Annotated in this window: 22 protein-coding genes and 1 riboswitch; of the genes, 6 read left to right on the forward strand and 16 right to left on the reverse strand. The window is 43.8% G+C overall.

Annotation, left to right across the window (positions count from 1 at the left end; all coding sequences use genetic code 11):
- Positions 1–84: 84 nt before the first annotated feature.
- A complete protein-coding gene (locus MK405_RS05285; RefSeq protein WP_001015584.1) occupies positions 85–870 on the reverse strand; it encodes an enoyl-CoA hydratase in 786 nt (261 codons plus the stop codon).
- A gap of 282 nt (positions 871–1,152) precedes the next feature.
- On the opposite strand from MK405_RS05285, the gene MK405_RS05290 reads away from it, so the two are divergent.
- The 3 genes from MK405_RS05290 to serS all read left to right on the forward strand — a co-directional run bounded on the left by MK405_RS05290 (position 1,153) and on the right by serS (position 4,379).
- On the forward strand, positions 1,153–2,517 hold the full coding sequence (locus MK405_RS05290) for an aspartate kinase (RefSeq protein ID WP_084852671.1): 1,365 nt from the start codon (positions 1,153–1,155) through the stop codon (positions 2,515–2,517).
- A 2-nt stretch (positions 2,518–2,519) separates the two neighbouring features.
- Positions 2,520–2,891 (forward strand): DUF956 family protein, encoded by a 372-nt coding sequence (locus MK405_RS05295; RefSeq protein ID WP_000079370.1) that lies wholly within the window; start codon positions 2,520–2,522, stop codon positions 2,889–2,891.
- Between the two features lie 213 nt (positions 2,892–3,104).
- Positions 3,105–4,379 (forward strand): serine--tRNA ligase, encoded by a 1,275-nt coding sequence (gene serS, locus MK405_RS05300; RefSeq protein ID WP_084852672.1) that lies wholly within the window; start codon positions 3,105–3,107, stop codon positions 4,377–4,379.
- A 25-nt stretch (positions 4,380–4,404) separates the two neighbouring features.
- On the opposite strand, the gene MK405_RS05305 is transcribed toward serS, so the two are convergent.
- The 6 genes from MK405_RS05305 to zapA form a co-directional block, all read right to left on the reverse strand.
- Positions 4,405–5,304 (reverse strand): TDT family transporter, encoded by a 900-nt coding sequence (locus MK405_RS05305; protein WP_268704501.1) that lies wholly within the window; start codon positions 5,302–5,304, stop codon positions 4,405–4,407.
- Positions 5,305–5,413: 109 nt separating this feature from the next.
- On the reverse strand, positions 5,414–5,962 hold the full coding sequence (locus MK405_RS05310; protein WP_268704502.1) for a carboxymuconolactone decarboxylase family protein: 549 nt from the start codon (positions 5,960–5,962) through the stop codon (positions 5,414–5,416).
- Between the two features lie 131 nt (positions 5,963–6,093).
- On the reverse strand, positions 6,094–7,416 hold the full coding sequence (locus tag MK405_RS05315) for an alanine/glycine:cation symporter family protein (protein WP_268704503.1): 1,323 nt from the start codon (positions 7,414–7,416) through the stop codon (positions 6,094–6,096).
- 89 nt (positions 7,417–7,505) lie between these two features.
- Positions 7,506–7,594, reverse strand: a riboswitch (glycine riboswitch).
- Between the two features lie 168 nt (positions 7,595–7,762).
- The gene (locus tag MK405_RS05320; protein WP_268704504.1) at positions 7,763–10,099 is read right to left on the reverse strand and encodes an endonuclease MutS2; all 2,337 of its coding nucleotides are present in this window, start codon (positions 10,097–10,099) and stop codon (positions 7,763–7,765) included.
- A 100-nt stretch (positions 10,100–10,199) separates the two neighbouring features.
- Positions 10,200–10,748 carry a CvpA family protein gene (locus MK405_RS05325; protein ID WP_268704505.1) on the reverse strand — a complete coding sequence of 183 codons (549 nt, stop codon included), beginning with the start codon at positions 10,746–10,748 and terminating at the stop codon, positions 10,200–10,202.
- A complete protein-coding gene (gene zapA, locus MK405_RS05330) occupies positions 10,745–11,047 on the reverse strand; it encodes a cell division protein ZapA (protein WP_000002028.1) in 303 nt (100 codons plus the stop codon). Before zapA ends, MK405_RS05325 begins: the two co-directional genes overlap by 4 nt.
- An 86-nt stretch (positions 11,048–11,133) precedes the next feature.
- Between zapA and rnhC the strand changes: the two genes are divergently transcribed.
- The 3 genes from rnhC (at position 11,134) to recD2 (ending at position 15,132) form a co-directional block, all read left to right on the forward strand.
- Positions 11,134–12,015, forward strand: coding sequence for a ribonuclease HIII (gene rnhC / locus MK405_RS05335; protein ID WP_268704506.1), 882 nt, complete (start codon positions 11,134–11,136; stop codon positions 12,013–12,015).
- Positions 12,016–12,018: 3 nt separating this feature from the next.
- Positions 12,019–12,633, forward strand: coding sequence for a signal peptidase I (gene lepB / locus MK405_RS05340; protein ID WP_001083995.1), 615 nt, complete (start codon positions 12,019–12,021; stop codon positions 12,631–12,633).
- 129 nt (positions 12,634–12,762) lie between these two features.
- Positions 12,763–15,132 carry an SF1B family DNA helicase RecD2 gene (gene recD2 / locus MK405_RS05345; RefSeq protein ID WP_268704507.1) on the forward strand — a complete coding sequence of 790 codons (2,370 nt, stop codon included), beginning with the start codon at positions 12,763–12,765 and terminating at the stop codon, positions 15,130–15,132.
- A gap of 47 nt (positions 15,133–15,179) precedes the next feature.
- Here the strand turns inward: recD2 and tig are convergent, their stop codons facing one another.
- The 9 genes from tig to mvk all read right to left on the reverse strand — a co-directional run bounded on the left by tig (position 15,180) and on the right by mvk (position 23,506).
- Positions 15,180–16,463, reverse strand: coding sequence for a trigger factor (tig, locus tag MK405_RS05350; protein WP_268704508.1), 1,284 nt, complete (start codon positions 16,461–16,463; stop codon positions 15,180–15,182).
- A 90-nt stretch (positions 16,464–16,553) separates the two neighbouring features.
- On the reverse strand, positions 16,554–17,210 hold the full coding sequence (locus tag MK405_RS05355) for a DNA alkylation repair protein (RefSeq protein ID WP_268704509.1): 657 nt from the start codon (positions 17,208–17,210) through the stop codon (positions 16,554–16,556).
- Complete coding sequence (locus tag MK405_RS05360; protein WP_045617642.1) at positions 17,211–17,843, reverse strand: response regulator transcription factor; 633 nt, start codon at positions 17,841–17,843, stop codon at positions 17,211–17,213.
- Between the two features lie 13 nt (positions 17,844–17,856).
- Entirely contained in the window at positions 17,857–18,852 is a 996-nt protein-coding gene (locus tag MK405_RS05365; protein WP_268704510.1) for an envelope stress sensor histidine kinase LiaS, read from the reverse strand.
- Complete coding sequence (liaF, locus tag MK405_RS05370; RefSeq protein ID WP_084872531.1) at positions 18,849–19,547, reverse strand: cell wall-active antibiotics response protein LiaF; 699 nt, start codon at positions 19,545–19,547, stop codon at positions 18,849–18,851. Before liaF ends, MK405_RS05365 begins: the two co-directional genes overlap by 4 nt.
- Positions 19,548–19,713: 166 nt before the next feature.
- On the reverse strand, positions 19,714–20,715 hold the full coding sequence (fni, locus tag MK405_RS05375) for a type 2 isopentenyl-diphosphate Delta-isomerase (RefSeq protein ID WP_268704511.1): 1,002 nt from the start codon (positions 20,713–20,715) through the stop codon (positions 19,714–19,716).
- A complete protein-coding gene (locus MK405_RS05380) occupies positions 20,699–21,706 on the reverse strand; it encodes a phosphomevalonate kinase (RefSeq protein WP_268704512.1) in 1,008 nt (335 codons plus the stop codon). The genes fni and MK405_RS05380 overlap by 17 nt, the downstream gene beginning before the upstream one ends.
- Entirely contained in the window at positions 21,693–22,646 is a 954-nt protein-coding gene (gene mvaD, locus MK405_RS05385) for a diphosphomevalonate decarboxylase (protein ID WP_268704513.1), read from the reverse strand. Before mvaD ends, MK405_RS05380 begins: the two co-directional genes overlap by 14 nt.
- The gene (gene mvk / locus MK405_RS05390) at positions 22,628–23,506 is read right to left on the reverse strand and encodes a mevalonate kinase (RefSeq protein ID WP_268704514.1); all 879 of its coding nucleotides are present in this window, start codon (positions 23,504–23,506) and stop codon (positions 22,628–22,630) included. Before mvk ends, mvaD begins: the two co-directional genes overlap by 19 nt.
- Between the last annotated feature and the right edge of the window lie 18 nt (positions 23,507–23,524).

Raw genomic sequence — 23,524 nt, forward strand, 5'->3', positions numbered from 1 at the left:
TCCCTCCTCCTCAAAAAACTTTCACAATCAAAACATTTGATAGAAGAAGTATAACAAACTTCAAAGAATTGTGCAAGTATTTTTTTATTTTCCTGAAAATTTTGGTCTTCTTCTTTCAGAATGTGCTCGGACCCCTTCTTTAAAATCTTCAGTTAAAGATAAAGATTTTTGCAGTTTCAATTCCAATTCGGCATAATCTTGCCAATCCTTAAATTGACTTTCCCAAACCAATTTTTTAATCGCTGCGTACGAGTTTGCTGAACCTCGTCTTAATTTTTTCAGAACTTGTTCTCTTGTTTTTTCTAATTTGTCAGCTTCACAAACGCGGTATACTACGCCCCATTCCAGTGCTTTTTCTGCGGTCAAGGCTTCACCTGTCATAGCAAGTTGTGCAGCTCGTGTTACCCCGATACTACGACTCAAGAGATGAATCCCACCAGCGTCCGGCGCCAACCCAACTCCAACAAAGGCTTGGATGAATTTTGCCTTGTCAGTCGCCAAGCAAAAATCAACTGCTACTGCCATATTTGCCGCAGCACCTGCAACTGCTCCATCTACCTCCATCAAAACAGGCTTAGGAATTTGCTTGATTTTAAAAGAAATTGTATTGACTAATTCTGCAATCTTATTCAAAGAAGGAATGTCATCCTCATCCACTGCACGCTTCATCTCAACCAAGTCTCCTCCAACTGAAAAGACCTTCCCATTAGCATTAATCAAGATGAACTGAACAGCTTGATCCTGCTCTGCTAGGGTCAAAGCTTCTAAAATCTCCTCACACATTGGGATATGGAAACCATTTGCCACTTCTGGACGATTCAAAGTAATAATAGCAAGATCATCTACGATCTGATATAAGATATGATTCATAGCTTCTCCTTTTCTTTTGTAAGGTAATGAAATTATTTTATTTTCAAAGTATACCTTTTTTTGGATAAAGAGGCAAGGAAAAACTAAAGGAAAGTGTCTCAGCTGATTATTTCCCCATCATTTATGAGTGTGAGTAAAATTTGACTCTCTTACTTTTAAACTGTTGTCTCTTTTCAGAATAAGTTAGCATTTACTTCTATTGTAATAGGGAGCTATTTTCTTCATTGAAAAATGCCCCTCTTTCTGCTATAATCGTATAAAATACTTACTTGAGGAGTCTTTATGAAGGTTGTAAAATTTGGTGGAAGTTCGCTTGCCTCTGCTGGTCAGTTAGAAAAAGTTTTAAACATCGTTAAAAGTGATAAAGAACGCCGTTTTGTAGTCGTTTCTGCACCCGGAAAACGCAATGCTGAAGATACTAAGGTAACCGATGCCTTGATTAAATACTATCGCGACTATGTGGCTGGAAATGACATCAGTGCTAGCCAAAGCTGGATCATTGACCGTTATGCCGCTATGGTTAGTGAACTAGGCCTAAAACCTGCCGTTTTAGAAAAGATTTCTAAAAGCATTCGGGCCTTGGCAACTCTTCCTATAGAAGACAATGAATTTCTCTACGATACTTTCTTAGCAGCTGGAGAAAATAATAATGCCAAACTCATTGCAGCCTACTTCAACCAAAACGGTATTGATGCACGTTATGTTCACCCAAGAGAAGCTGGGATTGTTGTCACAAGTGAACCAGGAAACGCACGTATCATCCCATCTAGTTATGACAAGATTGAAGGCTTGACTGATAGCAACGAAGTCCTTGTCATCCCTGGTTTCTTTGGCGTGACTAAGGAAAATCAAATCTGTACCTTCTCACGTGGAGGTTCAGATATTACTGGTTCCATTATCGCAGCTGGAGTCAAGGCTGATCTCTATGAAAACTTTACGGACGTAGACGGTATCTTCGCTGCCCACCCTGGTATTATCCATCAACCACACTCCATTCCTGAATTAACCTACCGTGAAATGCGTGAGTTGGCATATGCTGGATTTTCTGTCCTTCATGACGAAGCCCTTCTTCCTGCCTACCGCGGAAAAATTCCTCTTGTTATCAAGAATACCAACAACCCTGACCACCCAGGAACTCGTATCGTTCTAAAACACAGTAGCGATAAATTCCCAGTCGTTGGGATCGCTGGTGATTCTGGATTCGTCAGCATCAACATGTCTAAATACCTCATGAACCGCGAGGTTGGATTCGGTCGTAAGATTCTTCAAATCCTTGAAGATCTTAACATTGGTTGGGAACACATGCCTACAGGTATCGACGATCTTTCAATCATCCTTCGTTCCCGTGAATTGACTCCTATCAAGGAGGAAGAAATTCTGCGTCAGTTAGTTCAAAAAGCCGAAGTGGACCATGCTGAAATCGAACACGACCTTTCAATCATTATGATTGTCGGAGAAAAGATGAAGAGCCATATCGGGGTAACTGCTACTGCAACACGCGCTCTATCTGAAAACAAAATCAACATCCAGATGATGTCCCAAGGCTCAAGTGAAGTTTCCATCATGTTTGTTGTCAATAAAGAGCAAGAAAAGGCAGCTATCAAGGCTCTCTACCACGCCTTTTTCGATGAAAGTAAGGAAGATTAATCATGGCCCAATCACTCAATAAAGTCATTGACCTACAAACCACTGGAACATCCTATCTTTCCATCTCTGGAAAAGTCGGAAAATTTCTAGTTGGGGATCAAGCCTTAGAGTTTTATCCTGATGTCAATGTCGAACAATATATCCAAATCCCCTGGTCCAGCATTCAGCAAATTGGAGCCAACGTAAGTGGTCGCAAAATCAGTCGCCACTTCGAAGTCTTTACTGATCAAGGAAAATTCCTCTTTGCTTCAAAAGACTCAGGTGCCATTCTTAAAATTGCTCGCGAAAAACTGGGCAATGACAAGGTCGTCAAGCTTCCGACTTTGCTTCAGACCATTGGTCAAAAATTTAAAAATCTATTTGCAAAAAAGTAGAAACTTTAGTATAATCATAGCAACGGATAAGTAGGTTATCTTCTTCTTTCAGAAAGTCTGCGGGTGCTGCGAGCAGATAGGAGGGGTAGGTGAAATTCTACCGTTAGTAACAATTACATACACAATCAAGTGCACACCTGTGAAGTTGGATGGAACCGTGGCCCTGCCACTCCAACGCTTTGTCAGGTGTGTTTTTTTCATAAAGGAGTTCTTATGTTAGATATTAAACGTATTCGTACAGACTTTGATGCTGTCGCAGAAAAATTGGCTACACGTGGTGTAGATCCTGCTATCTTAAACGAGATGAAAGAAATCGATGCTAAACGTCGTGACATCTTGGTCAAGGTTGAAAACCTTAAGGCAGAACGCAACACGGTTTCTGCTGAGATTGCCCAATCTAAGCGCAATAAGGAAAATGCCGATGACAAGATTGCTGCGATGCAAACCCTATCTGCTGAAATCAAAGCCTTGGATGCTGAACTGGCGGACATCGATGCTAAATTGACAGAATTCACCACTACTCTTCCAAATATCCCTGCTGACAGTGTTCCTATCGGAGCTGACGAAGATGACAATGTGGAAGTCCGTCGTTGGGGAACTCCACGCGAGTTTGACTTCGAACCAAAAGCTCACTGGGATCTTGGTGAAGACCTTGGTATCCTTGACTGGGAACGTGGAGCAAAAGTTACTGGTGCTCGCTTCCTCTTCTATAAAGGCCTTGGGGCTCGTTTGGAACGTGCTATCTACAACTTTATGTTGGATGAGCATGGAAAAGAGGGCTATACTGAAGTCATCACACCATACATGGTTAACCATGATTCTATGTTTGGTACTGGTCAATATCCAAAATTCAAGGAAGACACTTTTGAATTGAAAGACACTAATTATGTCCTCATTCCTACAGCTGAAGTTCCTCTAACAAACTACTACCGTGATGAAATCCTTGACGGTAAAGACCTGCCAATCTACTTTACCGCTATGAGTCCTTCATTCCGTTCTGAGGCTGGTTCAGCTGGTCGTGATACTCGTGGTTTGATTCGTCTGCACCAATTCCACAAGGTTGAAATGGTCAAATTTGCCAAACCAGAGGAATCTTATGAAGAATTAGAAAAAATGACAGCCAACGCTGAAAACATCCTTCAAAAACTCAACCTTCCGTACCGTGTCGTTGCACTCTCTACTGGAGACATGGGCTTCTCAGCTGCTAAGACTTACGACTTGGAAGTTTGGATTCCAGCCCAAAATACCTACCGTGAAATCTCAAGCTGTTCAAATACAGAAGATTTCCAAGCCCGTCGTGCCCAAATCCGTTACCGTGATGAAGTCGATGGCAAGGTAAAACTCCTTCACACCTTGAACGGTTCTGGACTTGCAGTTGGACGTACAGTGGCTGCTATTCTTGAGAACTACCAAAATGAAGATGGTTCTGTGACCATTCCAGAAGTTCTTCGTCCATATATGGGTGGCGCTGAAGTTATCAAACCATAAAAAACAAGGCCTAGCTAGAAGATAGCTAGACCTTTTTTCGTAACCAAATCAGATAAGCACCCAATACAAAGAATAAAATAGTGATGCATATAACAGTTTCAGCAAATACCAGATAATCCAGAAATGGAAGTTTCAAAATTCCCTGAGCCATCTTGAGCGAAGTCGCTGTGATAATGGTTGGGAAGGTGAGGGCTGAGAAGGCTGGTTGAAAGCCTTGTTTTAAAATAGTGGGTAGGCGAGTTAAAACAAAGAAAAAGAAGGATTGAGATGCCAAAATCATGACGATCAAGAGCCAAGTCGGTAGGCTTGCTCCTCCAACTCGAACTAGGGATGCCAGGAGTAGGGAAAAGGGAGCACAGTAGATTCCTTCCTGTCCAAGCAAGGCCACTGGGAGTGGGATTTTCTTTAAATCGCTATAAATAAGTGGATAGAGATAGAAGGTCAAGACAAAACCAAAACTCAAGGTCGCATAGGCAATTTCAATGATTCCGACAAGGGGATAGGTCAAGGCTGCTACTGCTATCCCCACATAGAGTACCGTCCAGCTTGGAGTCGCATTGGTCTTCCGACCTGGACAAGCAAATTTGATGGTAAAAGTAACAATCAAAACCAAATCCAAGAGAAAGGAAAACCACCAGATCCCTTGTGCTACCAAAGTAAGAGCAGGGAATACGCGAAAGACATAGGTCGATAAAATCATCCCAGCCATAGGAAAAGTGGCCATCCCTGATAAAAGAGGGGGCTTGGTCAATTCTTGCTTGGTTTCTTCCCAATTAAAAAGATGAAGAATAAGAAAGAAAATCCACAACACTAGACCAATCAGACTCAATAAATGCGACAGAACAGGCAAAGTATCTGCAAGCAGATTTCCTGCACCTGCTAAACCTAATAAACAGCCAGAAAATACCAAGGGGAGCTTTTTCATTCGAGCCTCCAATAATCATGTTATTATTAGTATAGCATAAAAGCGCTTAAATGAGAGTTTAAAAAATGAAGTTCGATTATTTCAGACTTCATTTTTTCTCAGATATGAATTAAGCATAGGGTTGTAATTCTGGGTTAATAGGCGTATTGGCTAGGTTGTTGGCATAGTTGCAGAGGCTAGCAAGACTAACACCGAGAACCACATCCAAGGCATTTTGTTTCGTGTAACCAACTTCCAAAAATTCAGTCAAGGCTTCATCTCCCACACGCCCTTTGGTATTGATAACCGCCAAGGTAAACTTAGCTAGAGTATCTAGTTTTGGATCTGTCTCAATTGGGGTACGGTTGCGGAGAGCTTGGAGAAGATCATCATTCATCTGGATTTGTTTAATCGAAAAAGCAGTATGACCAGCCACGCAGAAGGCACAACCATTGGTTACGGCAGCTGTGATTTGCACTACTTCGCGTTCCACTGGTATCAGACTATTGCGACGGTTGATGGCTCCGACAGTTCGGTAGGCTTCAAGCGCGGTTGGAGCATTGGCCAAGAGACCGATTAGGTTGGGAATATAGCCATTGTTGTCTTTTTGTACTGTTTCAAGAACTTCTTTCACTTCTGCTGGTGCTGATTCTACTGTGTGGATGGTAAATGTTGTCATAAGAAACCTCTTTTCATTTTATTGTCATTTAGTCTATCATAGAATTTCCCCCTTGGATAATATATATTTTCAATCGCCTTGATAGGGAATGTCTATGAAATGAAAAAAATCACACTAAAAGTGTGATTGGGTTAGTGTTTAAAATACTTTTTAGTCTCAGCAATGACGACTGGCGACAAGACTAAGAGGGCAATCAAGTTTGGTAAAGCCATCAAGGCATTGACGATGTCTGCGATAATCCAAACCATATCCAACTCGATAAATCCTCCCAACAAGACCATGACTACAAAGACTACACGGTAAAGCCAAATAAAGCGAACGCCAAAGAGAAACTCGAAACAGCGTTCCCCGTAGTAATTCCAGCCGAGAATTGTCGTAAAGGCAAAGAGTACAAGGAAGATGGTCAAGAGGGCAGGTACAAAGTGTGAAAAAACTGTTGAAAAGGCTGACTGGGTCAAGGCAACTCCATTCAAATCTCCGCTCCAAACACCAGTTACCAAGATTGTTAAACCAGTCAACGTACAGATAATGAGGGTATCAATAAAGGTTCCTGTCATGGAAATCAAGCCTTGCTCGACAGGCTCATTTGTCTTAGCCGCAGCAGCTGCAATTGGAGCTGATCCTAGGCCAGATTCGTTAGAAAAGACTCCTCGCGCCACACCATTTTGGATAGCCATCCGAATGCTGGCACCTGCAAAACCTCCTACCGCAGCTACTGGGCTAAAGGCTGAAGTAAAGATCAGTGCAAGTGTGGCTGGGATTTTCTCGATATTGAAGAGAATAACTGTAAGAGTTCCTAGAATATAGACAATAGCTATAAAAGGAACCACTGCTGTCGAAACCTTTGATATGGATTTGAGGCCACCAAAGACGGCAATCCCTACAAAAATGGACAAAACGAGAGCCGTGATAGCTGGATCAACTTGGGCCGTATTTTGAATGGATTCTGTAATCGAATTGACTTGGGTAAAGGTACCAATCCCTAGAAGGGCTACCAATACACCCGCTAGGGCAAAGAAGATTGCAAGTGGACGCCACTTTTCTCCCATTCCCAAAAGAATGTAGTGCATGGGTCCTCCAGCTACAGCTCCATTTGCATCCTTGGTGCGGTACTTGATAGCCAGCAAGCCTTCGGCATATTTGGTCGCCATCCCAAAGAAGGCCGCCATCCACATCCAAAAAAGGGCACCTGGTCCCCCAACCTTAATGGCTGTCGCGACCCCGATGATATTTCCTGTACCAACGGTGGCTGCTAGAGCCGTACAGAGAGCGGCAAAGCTCGACACATCGCCGTGCCCCTTGTCCTTGGTAAAGATCAACTGAAAGGCCTTCGGGAGACGAGCTACCTGCAAAAGGCCTAATCGGATGGTCAAATAGATACCCGTCCCGACCAATAAGATCAAGAGGGGAGGTCCCCAAACGAAAGCATCAAGCGCTTTTAGCAATTCTAACATATCCTACTCCTATCTTTCAACCCCAAAAGAAAGAGCACATGCAAGATACATGTACTCTGGAATGCTTAGATAAATGCCAAAAAGCGGTCTATCCTAGCTCTGTCCTTTTACCTGAGAGTTTGAGCAGTTACCTGCCTTGCCCCTTCGGTGCCTTTACGGTCTCTCCAGAGTTCCGTCCATTTACAGTCATGGAAAACAAACCTTTCTCCACTTCTATTAAACTTCATTCGGTGTTGGTATTTTATTTTTTATTATTTTACAAGAAAAGTTAGCCTTTGTCAATATATTCTATGAAAATTTTTGACCTTTCATTTCTTTTTTCAGAAAGAGCGAATCCTTCTTCTCTCTATCCTTTAAAGGTCACAATAGTGGCGCCACTGCCTCCAGCATTTTGTGGGGCATAGCCGAAACTCTTGACATGCTTGTTTCTTTGTAAATATTTGGTGACACCTTCACGGATGACTCCCGTACCGATACCATGGATGATGTCGACTTGCGCCATGTTATTGAGCAGGGCTTGGTCGATAAAGGCGTCCAGCTCATTCATAGCCTCTTCGTACCGTTTACCTCGGAGATCCAGTCTCGCTTGCGGACCACGACCAGAAGCACGTTTGACGACATTGACTTGTTTTTTCTTGACTGGGGCTTCTTGTTGGGCCTGAACAAGGTCAAATTCTTTCTCCTCCAAGGTCATCTTGATCAAACCGACTTGGGCTTCCCAACGGCCGTCCTTAAGTTGATTGGTCAAGGTTCCACGCTGACCATAACTGAGAACAATGATATCATCTCCCACCTTTGGAGCTCGTTTTTTCTTGGCTTTTTGAAGAACCTTGTTTTTAGACAAGTCAACTTTTTCAGGAGCTAGTTTTTTCAGCTCAGCCTTAGCTTCAATGATTTCATGGGGTTTGAGTTGAGACTTACTGTGGAGGTTCTTGAGAATCTGGTCACTCTCACTTAGAGCGAGTTCCACAATCTCAGCAGCTTGTTCACGTGCCTTGTTAAGCTCTGTTTCCTTCTCGCGATTGAGTTCGTTGTAGAGTTTTTTGAGTGCTCGGTTCATCTTAAGGTTTTCTTGCTCGACCTCACGGATATTGTCCAAGCGTTTGCGACTTTCAAGTGTTTGCTCTTCCAATTGTTCAATGATACGGTTGACATCATTATCTTGATTAACCTGCTGGCTGGCATCCCCTACGATAACATCTGACAAGCCCAGGCGTTTGGCAATTTCAAAGGCATTGCTTCGACCAGGAACTCCCTGCATAAAGCGATAGGTCGGACGCAAGCTGGCTGTATCAAACTCCATGCTGGCATTTTGCACAAAAGCTGTCTCGATACCATAGGCCTTGAGTTCTGGATAGTGGGTCGTCGCCATAGTCTTGACCTGACGGAGACGAAGATCCTCCAAAATAGCCATAGCAAGCGCTGCTCCTTCCTGTGGATCGGTACCAGCCCCGAGCTCATCTAGCAATAAGAGCGAATGTTGGTTGACCTTGCCAAGAATATCTACGATATTGGTCATGTGGCTGGAGAAGGTAGACAAGCTTTGTTCGATAGACTGCTCATCCCCGATATCCGCGAAGATTTCTTCGAAAATACCGACACGACTTCCTTTGTCAGCTAGAATGGGCAAGCCTGATTGGGCCATGAGTTGAGTCAAGCCCAGGGTTTTGAGCATGATGGTCTTCCCACCTGTATTGGGACCTGTAATGACAATGGCCGTTAATTCCTTACCAAAATGTACATCGTTTGCGACAGCATTTTTGACCAAAGGGTGACGAACATGAAGGAGTTGAATCTCTTGATTCTCTGAAAGTTGAGGAACAACCGCTTGTCTTTCTTGGATGAAACGCACCTTGGCACGAATCAAGTCTAAATGGCCGATAATCCAAGCATCATTAGCAATCTCAGCAGCATGAGGACGAACCCGTTCCGATAACTCCTGCAGGATACGAATCATCTCGTAGCGCTCATCTGCTCGCAAACTAGCGATTTCTTCGCTCAGTTTCACGACCTCACGGGGTTCGATATAGACTGTATTCCCACTGGCAGAGATGTCATGGACAACACCTGCGATCTTGTTGCGGTAGGTGTTCTTGACTGGTAAGACTTGACGCCCATTTCTACTAGCGATAATCCCTTCTGTCAACATCTGAGCTTTTTGCTTGAGCAGGTCGTGTAAGACATCTCGGACCTGACTCTCGCTATCATGGATTTTCCGACGGATGCGTGCCAGTTCTTCGCTGGCGAAATTTTCGATAAATCCTGCATCATTTAGGGCTTGGAGACTCCCTTGCAAGTGTGGAAAATCATGTAGTTTTTCAAACCATCTCGCCAACTGCTCCAAGCGTACGTTTTCGAGATTGGTATAAAAACCTTGCAACTCTCTGCTAGCAAGCAAGACCCGTTTGAGGAGCAGGAACTCCTCAATATTGAGGTCCGCCCCCATCTCCAGACGCTTGCAAACAGCTGATATCTCACGCGTCGCTAGGATGGTAAAGTGAGGTTGCTCCACAAATAGGGCTTGCATTTCCTCCATCTCTATAAAGGCTTGTTTGATCTTATCTACCTTAGCAGTTGGAGCCAAGCCTTTTAACTCCTCTAGTCCTTGTTCTGTTAAGAGATGGGGTTCAAACAAGGCTTTGATTTTATTGAATTCTAAGGTTTCTAGTATTTTTGTATTCATATTTTTTCCTTGTATGCTGGTTTACAAGATTGTAGCAACTAGAGGTTTTGACCTAGTCCCCCAATCTGTAAACAAAGGGCTAGGAAAAATCCCGCCCTTTTTATCCGATTAAATTTGTCACCCAGAGTTGTTTGATAAGGTTTGTCGTAAAAGGGACACTTTGGATGATGTGTTTGGCTACTATACTTTTTTCGAGTGAATTTTGAATGACTGCCAGAGGCACTGTTGCAAGGATGGTCAGAGCCATTTGCAAGACAAATAAGGTTACTAATAGAGACAAAACGCCTGCTCCGATACGCAACCATTTGACATTGAGCTTTTTAGTTGGAATCAAGTGTAGGAACAAACCGATAAAACGTCCGATAGTGTAACAAATTCCGAAAACTAAAAGGTAGGCGAGACCCGCATAAAAGACCTTGTCTAGCTGAAACAGTTGGTCTGAAGGGAAGAAAAAGGTGCCCTGTCCTTCCTGAGGATTGGCATAAGGGACAAGCAAGTGGAAGTGATCTCCCAGTGATTTATAAAACTGTCCCGCAACAAAGGCTGAAATCACTGCAAGGAGGAAATAATAAACTTGCAGGACCAAGCCTCTACGGTAGCCGATGTAAAAACCCCAAGCCAGAACCAATAAGAGTAGGATTGAAATCATAGGGAATCCTCAATCTTGCTCTGTTCTTGTTTAACAGCAATCAACTTGTGGCGGAGTTCTAACAACTCTTGCTCCTTGTCATCAAATTCAATCTCACGGTTGAGTTGTGTAGACAGACAATTGACCGCCAAAAGAAGCGCAATGGTTTCATCATCCGCCCCAGGCATTTGTTCTTTAATTGCTTGGTATTTTTCAGTCGCAACCTTGGCAATTTCCTCCATAAAGAGGTTGTCATGCTCGGTTGTCAAGGTTAATGTCTTTTTCCCGAATGTAAACTTATATCGATTTAGATTTGCCATAAAATTCACCTCACGATATTATACCAAATTTCGCTAACTTTGTCAGTTTTTACCAATTCTCCTGCTTTTGTGGTACAATAGAGACTATGGCAAGCATCACACTCACACCAAGTGAACAGGAAATTCAGAGCTTTTTAAGTCAGTATCAGAAGGCTCTCAGTCCTAGTAAAAATCCTTATATTCGCTATTTTTTGAGACTGCCTCAGGCAACAGTTTCCATCTATACTTCTGGGAAAGTCCTCCTGCAGGGCGAAGCTGCTGAGCACTACGCCAGTTTCTTTGGCTATCAGGTTCAACAAGAAAACAGTGGACAAGATTTTCCTATGATTGGGACTGATGAGGTGGGAAATGGTTCCTACTTTGGTGGACTGGCTGTCGTGGCTTCCTTCGTGACACCGGATCAGCATGACTTCTTGCGAAAACTCGGTGTGGGAGATTCTAAGACTCTGACAGACCAAAAGATTCGTCAGATTGCCCCTATCCTTAAAGAAAAGGTCCAGCACCAAGCGCTCCTCCTTTCACCGAGCAAGTACAACGAAGTTATCGGAGAGCGCTACAATGCCGTTTCTGTAAAGGTTGCCCTTCACAACCAGGCTATCTTTCTCCTCCTCCAAAAGGGAATCCAGCCAGAAAAAATCGTGATTGATGCTTTTACAAGCCCTAAAAACTATGACAAGTACTTGGCGCAAGAAGCCAATCATTTTCCAAACAAGATCACTTTGGAAGAAAAAGCCGAGGGCAAATACCTGGCTGTTGCGGTTAGCTCCATCATCGCGCGGGATCTCTTCCTCGAAAACTTGGAAAATCTTGGACGAGAACTAGGCTATCAACTGCCAAGTGGCGCTGGAACTGCATCTGATAAGATTGCAAGCAAAATCCTTCAGGCCTATGGCATGAAGGGACTTCATTTCTGCGCCAAACTGCATTTTAAAAACACTGAAAAAGCCAAAGCACTTCTAGAAAGGTGAGTTATGAATTCGTTTAAAACATTTCTAAAAGAATGGGGAGTTTTCTTCCTGATTATCGCGCTGGTTGGCCTTAGCCGTATCTTTCTTTGGAGCAATGTCCGTGTGGAAGGACACTCTATGGATCCTACCCTAGCCGACGGAGAGGTCCTCTTCGTTGTCAAACATCTCCCAATTGACCGATTCGACATCGTGGTTGCGCATGAGGAAGAAGGAAATAAAGACATTGTCAAAAGGGTTATCGGCATGCCTGGAGATACCATCCGCTACGAAAATGACAAACTCTTTATCAACGGTGAAGAAACGAATGAACCCTACCTAGCAGAATATCTCAACTTGTTCAAAACAGAAAAGTTGCAAAATACCTATACTGGCAAAGGATTTGAAGGCAATAAGGGAGTTTACTTTAGAGAACTTGCTCAAAAGGCACAGGCCTTTACAGTCGATGTCAATTCCAACACCAGCTTTAGCTTTACTGTCCCTCAAGGCGAATACCTTCTCCTTGGTGACGATCGTCTAGTCTCTAGCGACAGCCGCCATGTCGGTACCTTCAAGGCCAGCGATATCAAGGGCGAAGCAAAATTCCGTTTCTGGCCACTTAACCGTATCGGAACTTTTTAAGATAAGGAAGAGGCCGAGAATGCTAAGTCTCAGTCTCTTTTTCTATTGCGAGAAGAAGGACTTTTAGTCTCCTAGCTTGTTGAAAGAAGCTAAGGGACCAATTCTCACGAACTTATGTAAAGGAAACCTATGGAAGTTTATTTTTCAGGCACCATTGAACGCATTATTTTTGAAAATGTCAGTAATTTCTACCGCATCCTCCTCCTAGATATCGAAGATACCAATGCGGAGGACTTTAACGATTTTGAAATCATCGTTACAGGAACCATGGCGGATGTGATTGAGGGCGAAGACTATACTTTTTGGGGGCAAATCGTTCAGCACTCCAAGTATGGTGAACAGCTACAAATCAGTCGTTATGAGCGAGCAAAACCCACTAGCAAGGGCTTGGTCAAGTATTTCTCCAGCAGTCATTTTAAGGGAATTGGTCTCAAAACTGCCCAAAAAATCGTTGATAGTTATGGTGAAAACACTATCGACGAAATTCTGGAGCATCCTGAAAAGCTGGAAAGCATTGCTGGACTCTCTGCCAAAAACCGTGAGGCTTTTGTCTCCACCCTCCGTCTCAACTATGGGACAGAAATGGTCTTGGCTAAACTTGCCAACTACGGAATTCCCAATAAACTGGCCTTTCAGATTCAAGACTTCTACAAGGACGAAACGCTGGATATTGTCGAAAATTATCCCTACCAACTGGTTGAGGATATCAAGGGCTTGGGCTTTACTATTGCTGACCAATTAGCCGCTGAACTAGGTATCGAAAGCCAAGCTCCTGAGCGCTTCCGTGCTGGCCTTGTCCACAGTCTTTTTCAGGGATGTATGGATACGGGCGATACCTATATGGAAGCCCGAGATTTGCTGGAACAGACACTTAACCTCCTCGAGTCTTCCCGTCCCGTGGAACTGGATCCCAACCAAGTTGCTCAGGAATTATCTCATCTGATCGAAGAAGACAAGGTTCAGCAGATTGATACTAAAATCTTTGATAACAGCCTCTTTTTCGCTGAAGAAGGCATTCGCAGTCACTTGGTTCGTATCCTCGAAAAAGGAAAGCAGAAAAGCCAGGATCTAGAAACCATTCACAAGCATATCGCTACTGTCGAGCAAGAACTGGGGATTCAGTACGATAGCATCCAAAAACAAGCTATCTGTGACGCTATCCAGAACAAGGTCTTTATCCTAACAGGTGGACCTGGTACAGGTAAGACGACTGTTATCAATGGGATTATCGCTGTTTATGCCCTTTTAGAAGGGCTTGATCTCAGGAAAAAAAGCAATCTGCCGATTCTTCTCGCTGCACCAACTGGTCGAGCGGCTCGGCGCATGAATGAATTAACAGGTTTGCCTAGCGCGACCATACACCGTCATTTGGGGATGACAGGAGACGATGATACCAGTCATCTGGAAGATTATCTGGATGCCGACTTCATCATCGTGGATGAGTTTTCTATGGTGGACACTTGGCTAGCTAACCAACTCTTCTCCAATATCTCTTCTAACAGCAAAATTCTCATCGTGGGAGACAGTGACCAGTTGCCTTCTGTTAGTCCCGGACAAGTCCTTGCTGACCTGCTCCAGATACCCCTGATTCCGCAGACTCGCTTGGAACGGATTTACCGTCAGAGCGAAGAATCAACTATCGTTACCTTGGCGAGTCAAATTCGACAAGGCATCTTGCCAGCTGACTTTACCCAGAAAAAGGCAGACCGCTCCTACTTTGAAATTGCTAGTGGCCATATCCCAGCTACGATTGAGAAAATTCTTGGTGCTGCCCTCAGAAGTGGCATTCCGGCTCGTGATATTCAGGTGCTAGCGCCTATGTATCGAGGAACTGCTGGTATTGACGCCATCAACCAACTCATGCAAGACCTGCTCAATCCTCAGCAAAAGGGGCAAGTTAGCTTTGAAGCAACTCAGTGTCACTATCGAACAGGAGACAAGGTCATTCACCTAGTCAACGATGCCGAAGTCAATGTCTTTAACGGAGACCTAGGCTACATCACAGACCTAATTCCTGGAAAATATACCGAGTCCAAACAAGACGAGATTGTCATTGATTTTGATGGCAATGAAGTCGTCTACCCACGTAATGAATGGTACAAAATTCGACTAGCCTATGCCATGAGTATTCATAAGTCTCAGGGAAGTGAGTTTCCTGTTGTCATCCTGCCCATCACCAGTGCTAGCAAGCGCATGCTGGAGCGAAATCTCATCTACACAGCCATTACACGGGCCAAGAGCAAGCTCATCCTTCTTGGTGAATTACAGGCCTTTGACTATGCAGTCAAGCATATCGGGACTGCCCGCAAGACCTATCTGATTGAGCGTTTCAGTGATTTAATTGAAAATAATATTGAAGAAAGCAAACAAGCTTTCTCTGAAACTGCCACACCAAGTGACTCTGAACAATCCTACATCCTCACCGAGGAAAACTGGTCTAGTATTCCCGCTATGATTGGGATTACAGACGCAGACCTTAAAGAGATTTTTGGAAAATAGTGCATCAGAAAACCCACCTAGTCAGGTGGGCTTTTTCTCTTTTAAGATTATTTTACTGTTGCAGTGCTTGTGATCAATTCAACAGCTTTTTTGATAGTGATATCGTGTTTCAACATGTCAGCTGAAAGCAAGTTTTGCACTTGTGCAACTTCCATGTTGTAGTCTGCTGCCAATTGCTCGATTTCTTTTTGGATTTCTTCTTCTGAAGCGTCAAATCCTTCAGCCTTGGCAACTGCTTCGATAACAAGGTTAGTCTTCGTACGTGACTCAGCTTCTGCTTCGTATTGTTTGTGAAGGTCTTCTTGAGTAGTTCCTGTGATTTGGAAGTACATGTCAGGGTTGATACCTTGGCGTTGCAAGTTTCCAAGGAATTCATTTACTGAACGGTGAACTTCTTCGTGGATCATTTCTTCTGGAAGTTCTACGATTTCAGCGTTTTCTACAGCTTTATCGATTGCTGCACCTTCAAGGGCATCTTTGTATGCTTCTTCTTTCGCAGCAGTCAATTCTTTGCGGTATTTTTCTTTCAATTCGTCAAGAGTTTCCACTTCTTCGTCGATGTCTTTTGCAAGTTCATCATCAAGAGCTGGAACTTCTTTTGCTTTTACTTCGTGAATAGTTGTTACGAATTTAGCTTCTTTACCTGCAAGGTCTTCTGCTTGGTAGTCTTCTGGGAATGTTACGACAACGTCAACAGTTTCGCCAGCTGAGTGTCCAACCAATTGGTCTTCAAAACCAGGGATAAATTGACCTGAACCAAGTCCAAGTGAGAAGTTTTCACCTTTCCCACCGTCAAATTCAACACCGTCGATAGAACCAACGAAGTCAATCACAACAGTGTCGCCATTTTCAGCAGCGCCTTCTTTGATAACCAATTCAGCCAAGTTGTTGCGTTCGCGTTCGATACGCTCTTCAATGTCAGCATCTGTCACTTCTTTTTCTACATCCACTGATACTTCAAGGTTTTTGTAGTCACCCAATTTTACTTCAGGTTTTGTCACGACTTCAGCAGTGATAACCCAGTCTTGACCTTTTTCCATTGAAGTTACGTCAATTTTTGGTTGCGCAACCACTTCAAGACCAGCTTCTTTTACTGCAGCTTCATAAGCGTTTGGCAAAAGTGCGTTCATTGCATCTTGATAAAGAGCTTCTTCACCAAATTTTTGGTCGAAGATAGGGCGTGGAAGGTGACCTTTACGGAAACCAGGAACGTTAAGAGTTTTCTTTACTGAGTTAAATACACGGTCCAATTCTGGTTTGATTTGGTCTTGAGAGATTGTGAAAGTCAAGACACCACGGTTTGTTTCTTTGTTTTCAAATGATACAGACATTCTGTCATTTCTCCTTAAAATTTTTAATACAGTCCATTATACCATATAATAGCGACTTTTTTCAAGTAATGAATGCGCTTTTCAATAGTGCTAGAGGTACTTGCTCGCTTCCTTGATACTAAGTTCAGCCATTCTTTTCTTATTTTTTTCAATAAAACGTGCTACCCATTCGGGATTGGTTTTAGAGTAGTCTCTTAGAGCCCAGCCGATGGCTTTGGTGATGAAAAATTCTGTCTGGTCCAGATTGTTGAGCAGAATCTTTTCCATCAGTTGGACATTTGTTTTCTCTTTTCTTAACAACTGGTGGTCAATAGCGACTCGTCTCAGCCAGATATTGTCTGAGAGGCTCCATTTTAAAATCACTTCTTCAAGTTCCTGATGGTCGGCCACCAAACTTCCTACTACTCGATCTAGGATATCTACCGTGTCCCACCAGGACTTGGTCACGACCAGACGCTCAAGTTTAGGCAAATCGTCCTTCGTTAGATAAGACTGCATGGCTTTCAAATAGTTGGCAGCCACATATTGGTATTCTCTAGGTTCCTTTTCCCAGCAAGTGTCTACAAAATCCCAATCAATCATCTTTGTTTTTTTCGCGCTTGGAAAGTATTTTCTATAGAGCGCATTTCTTTCAGGACCTGCAATACCTAGAAAGGGAAATTGATGGCGCATATAGGCTTCCATAGGCCCTGCTTTTTCAGGGTCTTTTGCTGCTTCTAGCTCCTCAAGTAAATCTGCAAGACTCATCTAAAAGTCCTCCTGCCCGACCAAGTGGTGCTGGAAGGCATAGACCGCAGCCTGGGTGCGATCACTGACCTCAAGTTTGGCTAGGATGTTGGACACATGGGTCTTGACTGTCTTGAGAGAGATGAAGAGTTCATCTGCAATGCGCTGATTTTCGTAGCCCTTGGCGATGAGTTGAAGTACATCTCGCTCACGCGCAGTCAAGTCCTCATGAAGTTCCATATGATTGCGGTGGTATTCGACCTTCTTGCTGACCTCTTGTTCAATAGCAAGCTCTCCAGCAGCCACCTTGCGGACGGCATGAAGCAGTTCGTCTGCACTAGAAGTCTTGAGCATATAACCTTTAGCACCTGCATTCAAAACTGGCATGATTTTTTCATTGTCCAAGTAAGAGGTCACAATCAAAATCTTGGCTTCAGGCCATTCTTTGAGGATGGCCAAGGTCGCGTCAATCCCATTCATCTCAGGCATGACGATATCCATGACAATGACATCTGGACGCAGTTTCAAGGCCAAGTCAATACCTTGAGCCCCATTGGCAGCCTCGCCCACAACTTCCACATCGTCTTGGAGATCAAAATAGCTTTTCAAACCCAATCGAACCATTTCATGGTCATCTACCAGTAAAATTTTCATCACTACTCCTTTATCATTCCTTATCTAGCAGGGGAATACGGATATCAGCCGCCAGTCCTTGCTTTGGAGCTGTCAAAAGTTGAACCGTTCCTGCCATATCTTCGACTCGCTCCTTGATATTTCGCAGTCCATAACTCAAGTCGTCTAAACTCCCTAACTGGAAACCAATCCCATTATCCACCACCTTCAGCTGCACTTCAACATCTGTCTGATAGAGGTAGACATCTAGACAAGATGCCTGGGCATGGCGAAGGGTATTGCTGATCAACTCCTGCAAAATACGGAAGATATGTTCTTCAATCTTCTTAGGCAATTTAGACACATTTTGCTTGAGGCTTACCTTGAGATCACTCTTGTCCTCAAGCTCTTTTAAGAGTATTTGAATCCCCTCAACCAAACTCTTTTCTTCCAACTCAACAGGTCGCAAATGTAGGAGCAAGACCCGCAAATCTTTCTGGGCTGTTTCAAGGATAGCTGCGACACTTTGCAACTGGGTCTGCATCTTTTCTCTATCCAGCTTCAAAGCCTGCTGACTGACACCTGATAAAATCATATGGGCCGCAAACAACTCCTGACTAACTGTATCGTGAAGGTCACGTGCTATCCGCTTTCGTTCTTTCTCGATGATTGCTTCTTCCTTGACCAGGCCTTGATTTTCAGCCTTTTGAACAGCCTCTGTCAAGAGGTTAAGCTTGCCAGACAAGGACTTAAAACTGGCATCCAAATCTGGATCTGCAAAGGCAACCACCTCTTTTCCTGCTAGGAGCCGCTTGAGATTAACCTGCATTTTTCTGCGAGAAATTTCTTCCATCACGCGCCAAAAAAGGACAAAAAAGAAGGTCATGGAAAGGCTAAAGACCAAAATCAAGAAGATGAGTTTCTCTGTTTTCTCGATATCCTGTAGCAAATAGGACCAATCAAGATTTAGAATATCAAGCAGACTATTAGCCAAAAAGAGAATAAAGAGGAGTGAAGTCAGCCCGATTAATAGGTACGATTGCTTTTTCATCCTCTGACCACCTCCACATCGCCAACCATAGTAGTTAGGAAAATTTTGACGCTCTTGTTACTCTTTAGATAGTCCCTGGTTTCCTGATGATAATGTTCATTACGAAGGGCTCGCTTGGGTTGATTGAGGAAAGTTAAATCTCCATAGAGGCAGTTAACACTGAGGCTGATTTCCACATCAACAGGTACGATAATCCTAGTCGTTCCCACCATCTTTCTAAGGATAATGACATTGTCATGATTGGTTAGGATAACTCTTTCTAGATGAATGGTGTCCTTGCCCATGAGGCGAAAGAGGTTGATATCATCAAACTGGCAGGTCTGGTGACTAGAGAAATGATGGAGATTGCCAAACCAAGGATTGTGTTCATTTTTAACCGTTACCACCTCTTCAAAGACCAAATCCGTCTCCTCTCTTTCTTGATTCATCATCGGATAGAGAAGAAAGAGACTATAGATGACCGCTACAAAGATGGCTAAAATCACAAAGGGATTGAGCATGACGATGAAAAAGAAAAGAATAGTCGCCACAAGGAGGAAAACGTTGTTGCCCTCTTTACCTGTATAATAGCGGAGCAAGAGCAAAAAGAGGAATAGAATCAGCAGAAAACGCGAAAAATGCTCTGATACCATCAAAATCAGAGCTCCCGTCAATAGACAGGCTTCGATAAATAAAAAGATTTGAAATTTTTTCATAGACGCATCCTCTCTTTTCTATTTTATCACAATTCAAAAAAGTCACCTCGGTCTGAGGATGGAAAAAGGAGATAGGACAGAAATCGCTCCTACAAGCTTGGTTTCATCAACTCACCACAGTTGGCAAAAGGCTACAAAAAAGGGCAGGATTCTTGTCCCGACCTCTCTACATCTGATCTTTTGCTTCTTTTAGTTTACCATAAAGAATATAGTCTACGTTTTGCAGATCCGCTATGGTTGCACAATTAAGGGCACACATGATCAATCGCAAATCTTCTTTCCAGCCTTGAACAATACCAATCACCTCTTCGACGGAATAGGTTTCAACTAATTCCAGAACGGTTCGTGATAATCCCACAGCTTTTGCACCAAAGACCAGGCACTTAATCATATCAAGAGGATTCCGGACACCTCCACTGACCAAAAGTTCGACTTTGTCTTTCCAGTCTTGGGCATTGAGAAGGGCTTGCATGGTAGACTGGCCCCATTGATTGAGGTAATCACGCTGACCACTGCGACGGTTTTCGATATAGGCAAAGCTGGTGCCACCACGACCTGACAGGTCAACCGTTCGAACACCCAGTTCATAGGCTCTCTCGATGGTCTTTACATCCATCCCAAAACCCACTTCCTTTAGGACAATAGGAACGGGGATTTGCTTGCTATAATCTGCCAGATGCGATTGCCAGCTTCGAAACTTTCTTTCTCCCTCGGGCATGAGCAATTCCTGCATGACATTAACATGCACTTGCAGGAGAAGTGGATTCATCGCTTCTACAGTCTGAAGTCCTAGATCAACAGGCTTGTCCAATCCAATATTGGTTCCAAGGAGGAGTTTTGGATGGCTAGACTTGACAGAAAAAGAGTCATCTGTTGGATCTTTGAGGGCTGCGCTATAAGATCCCGTCACAAATAAAATCCCACAGGCTTCTGCCACCTGAGCCAGCTTTTGATTGATTTCTCTCCCCTTATCGCTTCCACCCGTCATGGCATTGATATAAAAAGGAAAGTCCCACTTTCGACCTGCAAACTCTGTAGACAAATCAATCTCATCCAGATCGTAAAGAGGCAGGGAAGAATGAATCAACTCCACCTCATCAAAGCTATTATAGGAACTTTTCTGCTCAAGGGCATAGCGGATGTGCTCATCCTTACGATTTGTCGTCATGTCCTATCCTTTCTTGGTATAAGAGCTCAATCCCCAGATCAGCCCAGCGATTTTTTAAGGTTTCAGTTGATTGCTCATCAAAACTCAAGGCAATGCCACAGTCACCGCCACCAGCTCCACTACTCTTGGCAACAGCCCGTAAATCTTGACTGGCTTCTTTCAACTGTCTCAGCGAAGGCGTGTAAATATCTGGGCTCAAACCTTCTAAAAGTTGACTGGCTGTTTCCAGCTGCTCGATAATTTTTTCTGCATTCCCCTGCTCCAAGGCTTCTACCAAAGAAGCCACTGTTTCTTTTGAGGAACTTAAAAAATTCTGGTCTATGTTTTGCTTGATTTGCTTGACCATTTGACTCGATACGGCCACTTGCTTGGTCCATCCCACTAGGAAATCACATTCTAGGGCAGGTTTTACATGTGAGATGGAAAAGCCCCAGTCACGCTCTAAAACTGTTGCCAAGCTTTCTTCTTTCAACCAAGCAGCTATCTTCTTTCGATCAAAAGACTGGTAGAGAACCAAATCCTCTGCCACAATACAGGCAAGATCTCCCATAGAACCATTGTCGCCTCGCTTGAGCAAGACCGCGCTTGCCAGCTTGAACAAGAGTTCCGAATTAACTGAAAGACCATACAGAGCCAGCAGGGCCTTGATCACCAAGACAACGACGCTACCACTAGAACCCAGACCAAACTTTTTGCCTTCCCGTTCCATTTTCCCACGGATTTCCAAGGAAAAAGGTCGCAAAGTCTGACCGCGAACAGCAAGGAAGTCTCCCACCAAAGCAATCGTTTCTTGAATCAAGCTGTAGTCAGGATTTGGCGTCAAGTCCACTGCGAAATCAAACAGATCTGAATAGATACGGTAGCTGTCAGAAAAAGCAATCTCAGCCTTCATATAGATGGGGATGGCCTTTATCAAGGCTAACTGTCCTGGCTCTAGAATAGCGTATTCCCCTGCCCAGTATAGTTTTCCGCAAGTTTTAACAGCAATCATCTTGACTCAAATCCTTTGTTTTTGACACAATTAAGCGATAATGTTGACCGAAAATTTCTGATAAATGCTCCAAGTCTTTCTCCTGACAGAGGACCTTGACATTGGGACCAGCATCCATGGTAAAGTAGCAGGCTTCCCCTTGCTCACGAAGTTGGCGGACAAAGTCCATCGCTTCATAAGTTGCATCCGTTAGATAAGAAAAGGCTGGACTAGCAGTTTTGGTCGTAGCGTGCATAGCAAGGGCATTTTTCTCCGTTAATTCCCCAACCTTGGCAAAATCATTCTCTTTGAGATAAACAAGCATATCCTGATAATCTTTCTCAGACTGGCGAACCCAATCATCAAAGGTCGTCGAGGTTTCCACACAAAGTTTCATTCCATCACGGCTAGAAATTGGTTTTTTCTTATCCTCTAGCACCAACATAATCATAGCTAGTTTCAGGTCTGTATCAACAGAGTAAATTTCCCCACTATCCTTATCCCAGGCACCTAGCGGTCCATAAAAACTACGAGAGGACGACCCTGAGGCAAACTTAGCCTCCTGAGCCAACTGACTTCTATCCAATCCAAGCTGGAAATAAGCATTGCAAGCCTTAACCAAGGCGGACAAACCGCTAGAACTTGAGGACAAGCCAGCCGCAGTCGGCATATTGTTTTGGGTATCAATACGGACAAAACCTTCCCCAGCCGGACGGTAACGGTCAATGATTTTGCTCATCTTGGCATGCTCAGCCTCATTTTGGAGCTGACCATTGATATAAAAGGCATCAGCCATCGCATCCTTTGGTAGAGGCGACAAGGTTGTCTCTGTGTACATATTTTCCAAAGTCAGAGAGATGCTGCTAGTAGCAGGAACCATCTCTTTTTCTTTTTTCTTTCCCCAGTATTTGATAATGGCAATATTTGCGTAGGAATGTACTGTTACAGGCTCTCGATCCATGTCTGAACAGCTCCTTTCTCTTCTAATCGTTTTGCTAGTTCTTGTACGTGTGTCAAATTGGTTGCCAAGGCGATGATACAGCCTCCTAGCCCACCACCACTCATCTTGGCACCTAGAGCACCATGGCTAAGAGCCGTTTCAACGAGGGAGTCTGCCTCAGGGCTGCTGACACCAATTTCTTTTAAATGTAAATGCGCTTGACTGAGGATTTGTCCCAGTCCCTCAGCATCTTTTCTTCTAATCGCATCTTCTGCCTGCTGGGTCAATTCTCCCAGGGCATGCAAAAACGGCAGAGCATCCTTCCCCTTGCTTTGAACCACTTGGATGGCTTCACGAGTGTGACCATACACACCTGTATCTGCAATGACTAAATAGGCGGATAGATCCATCTCAAGTTCTGTAAAACCAACATTCTTGATAAAGCGAATAGGCTGGTCACTGAGACAGGTCTTGGCATCCAACCCACTCGGATTCATATGGGCAATCATCTCAGCCCGATTGACCAGAATTTCCAGTACATCATGAGGCAGGTCGGCTTGATAGTAGTCAAAAACTGCTCGAATAGCTGCTATGCTGATAGCTGCTGACGAACCCATTCCCCGTTTTTCAGGGATAGCAGAGTCAATCACACAGCGAATGCAGGCTTCTTTGATATCCAAATACTCCAGCGAGGCATATACCGCCATGGACAAGGTATCCTCCTCATAAAGACGCCACGGACTTTCAGCAGGGACCACCTTACATGTCACCTCCACCTCTAAGAGAGGCAGAGAAATGGCAGGATAGCCGTATACGACAGCGTGCTCTCCTATTAAAATAATCTTACTATGTGCCTGACCGACACCAACTTTTTTTGTCATGTTTTCCTTTAACCAGAC

Source organism: Streptococcus oralis, assembly GCF_026782345.1.
Taxonomy (GTDB): Bacteria; Bacillota; Bacilli; order Lactobacillales; family Streptococcaceae; genus Streptococcus; species Streptococcus oralis_CK.

What these genes read in the sequence shown, in the direction of transcription:
- recD2 (WP_268704507.1), top strand. Translation starts at nt 12,763, where the DNA reads ATGGAAGTTTATTTTTCAGGCACCATTGAACGCATTATTTTTGAAAAT.
- MK405_RS05290 (WP_084852671.1), top strand. Translation starts at nt 1,153, where the DNA reads ATGAAGGTTGTAAAATTTGGTGGAAGTTCGCTTGCCTCTGCTGGTCAG.
- MK405_RS05325 (WP_268704505.1), bottom strand. Translation starts at nt 10,748, where the DNA reads ATGATTTCAATCCTACTCTTATTGGTTCTGGCTTGGGGTTTTTACATC.
- MK405_RS05305 (WP_268704501.1), bottom strand. Translation starts at nt 5,304, where the DNA reads ATGAAAAAGCTCCCCTTGGTATTTTCTGGCTGTTTATTAGGTTTAGCA.
- MK405_RS05365 (WP_268704510.1), bottom strand. Translation starts at nt 18,852, where the DNA reads ATGAAAAAGCAATCGTACCTATTAATCGGGCTGACTTCACTCCTCTTT.
- fni (WP_268704511.1), bottom strand. Translation starts at nt 20,715, where the DNA reads ATGACGACAAATCGTAAGGATGAGCACATCCGCTATGCCCTTGAGCAG.
- MK405_RS05315 (WP_268704503.1), bottom strand. Translation starts at nt 7,416, where the DNA reads ATGTTAGAATTGCTAAAAGCGCTTGATGCTTTCGTTTGGGGACCTCCC.
- zapA (WP_000002028.1), bottom strand. Translation starts at nt 11,047, where the DNA reads ATGGCAAATCTAAATCGATATAAGTTTACATTCGGGAAAAAGACATTA.
- serS (WP_084852672.1), top strand. Translation starts at nt 3,105, where the DNA reads ATGTTAGATATTAAACGTATTCGTACAGACTTTGATGCTGTCGCAGAA.
- MK405_RS05360 (WP_045617642.1), bottom strand. Translation starts at nt 17,843, where the DNA reads ATGAAAATTTTACTGGTAGATGACCATGAAATGGTTCGATTGGGTTTG.
- MK405_RS05295 (WP_000079370.1), top strand. Translation starts at nt 2,520, where the DNA reads ATGGCCCAATCACTCAATAAAGTCATTGACCTACAAACCACTGGAACA.
- MK405_RS05320 (WP_268704504.1), bottom strand. Translation starts at nt 10,099, where the DNA reads ATGAATACAAAAATACTAGAAACCTTAGAATTCAATAAAATCAAAGCC.
- mvaD (WP_268704513.1), bottom strand. Translation starts at nt 22,646, where the DNA reads ATGGATCGAGAGCCTGTAACAGTACATTCCTACGCAAATATTGCCATT.
- lepB (WP_001083995.1), top strand. Translation starts at nt 12,019, where the DNA reads ATGAATTCGTTTAAAACATTTCTAAAAGAATGGGGAGTTTTCTTCCTG.
- rnhC (WP_268704506.1), top strand. Translation starts at nt 11,134, where the DNA reads ATGGCAAGCATCACACTCACACCAAGTGAACAGGAAATTCAGAGCTTT.
- mvk (WP_268704514.1), bottom strand. Translation starts at nt 23,506, where the DNA reads ATGACAAAAAAAGTTGGTGTCGGTCAGGCACATAGTAAGATTATTTTA.
- liaF (WP_084872531.1), bottom strand. Translation starts at nt 19,547, where the DNA reads ATGAAAAAATTTCAAATCTTTTTATTTATCGAAGCCTGTCTATTGACG.
- tig (WP_268704508.1), bottom strand. Translation starts at nt 16,463, where the DNA reads ATGTCTGTATCATTTGAAAACAAAGAAACAAACCGTGGTGTCTTGACT.
- MK405_RS05380 (WP_268704512.1), bottom strand. Translation starts at nt 21,706, where the DNA reads ATGATTGCTGTTAAAACTTGCGGAAAACTATACTGGGCAGGGGAATAC.
- MK405_RS05355 (WP_268704509.1), bottom strand. Translation starts at nt 17,210, where the DNA reads ATGAGTCTTGCAGATTTACTTGAGGAGCTAGAAGCAGCAAAAGACCCT.
- MK405_RS05285 (WP_001015584.1), bottom strand. Translation starts at nt 870, where the DNA reads ATGAATCATATCTTATATCAGATCGTAGATGATCTTGCTATTATTACT.
- MK405_RS05310 (WP_268704502.1), bottom strand. Translation starts at nt 5,962, where the DNA reads ATGACAACATTTACCATCCACACAGTAGAATCAGCACCAGCAGAAGTG.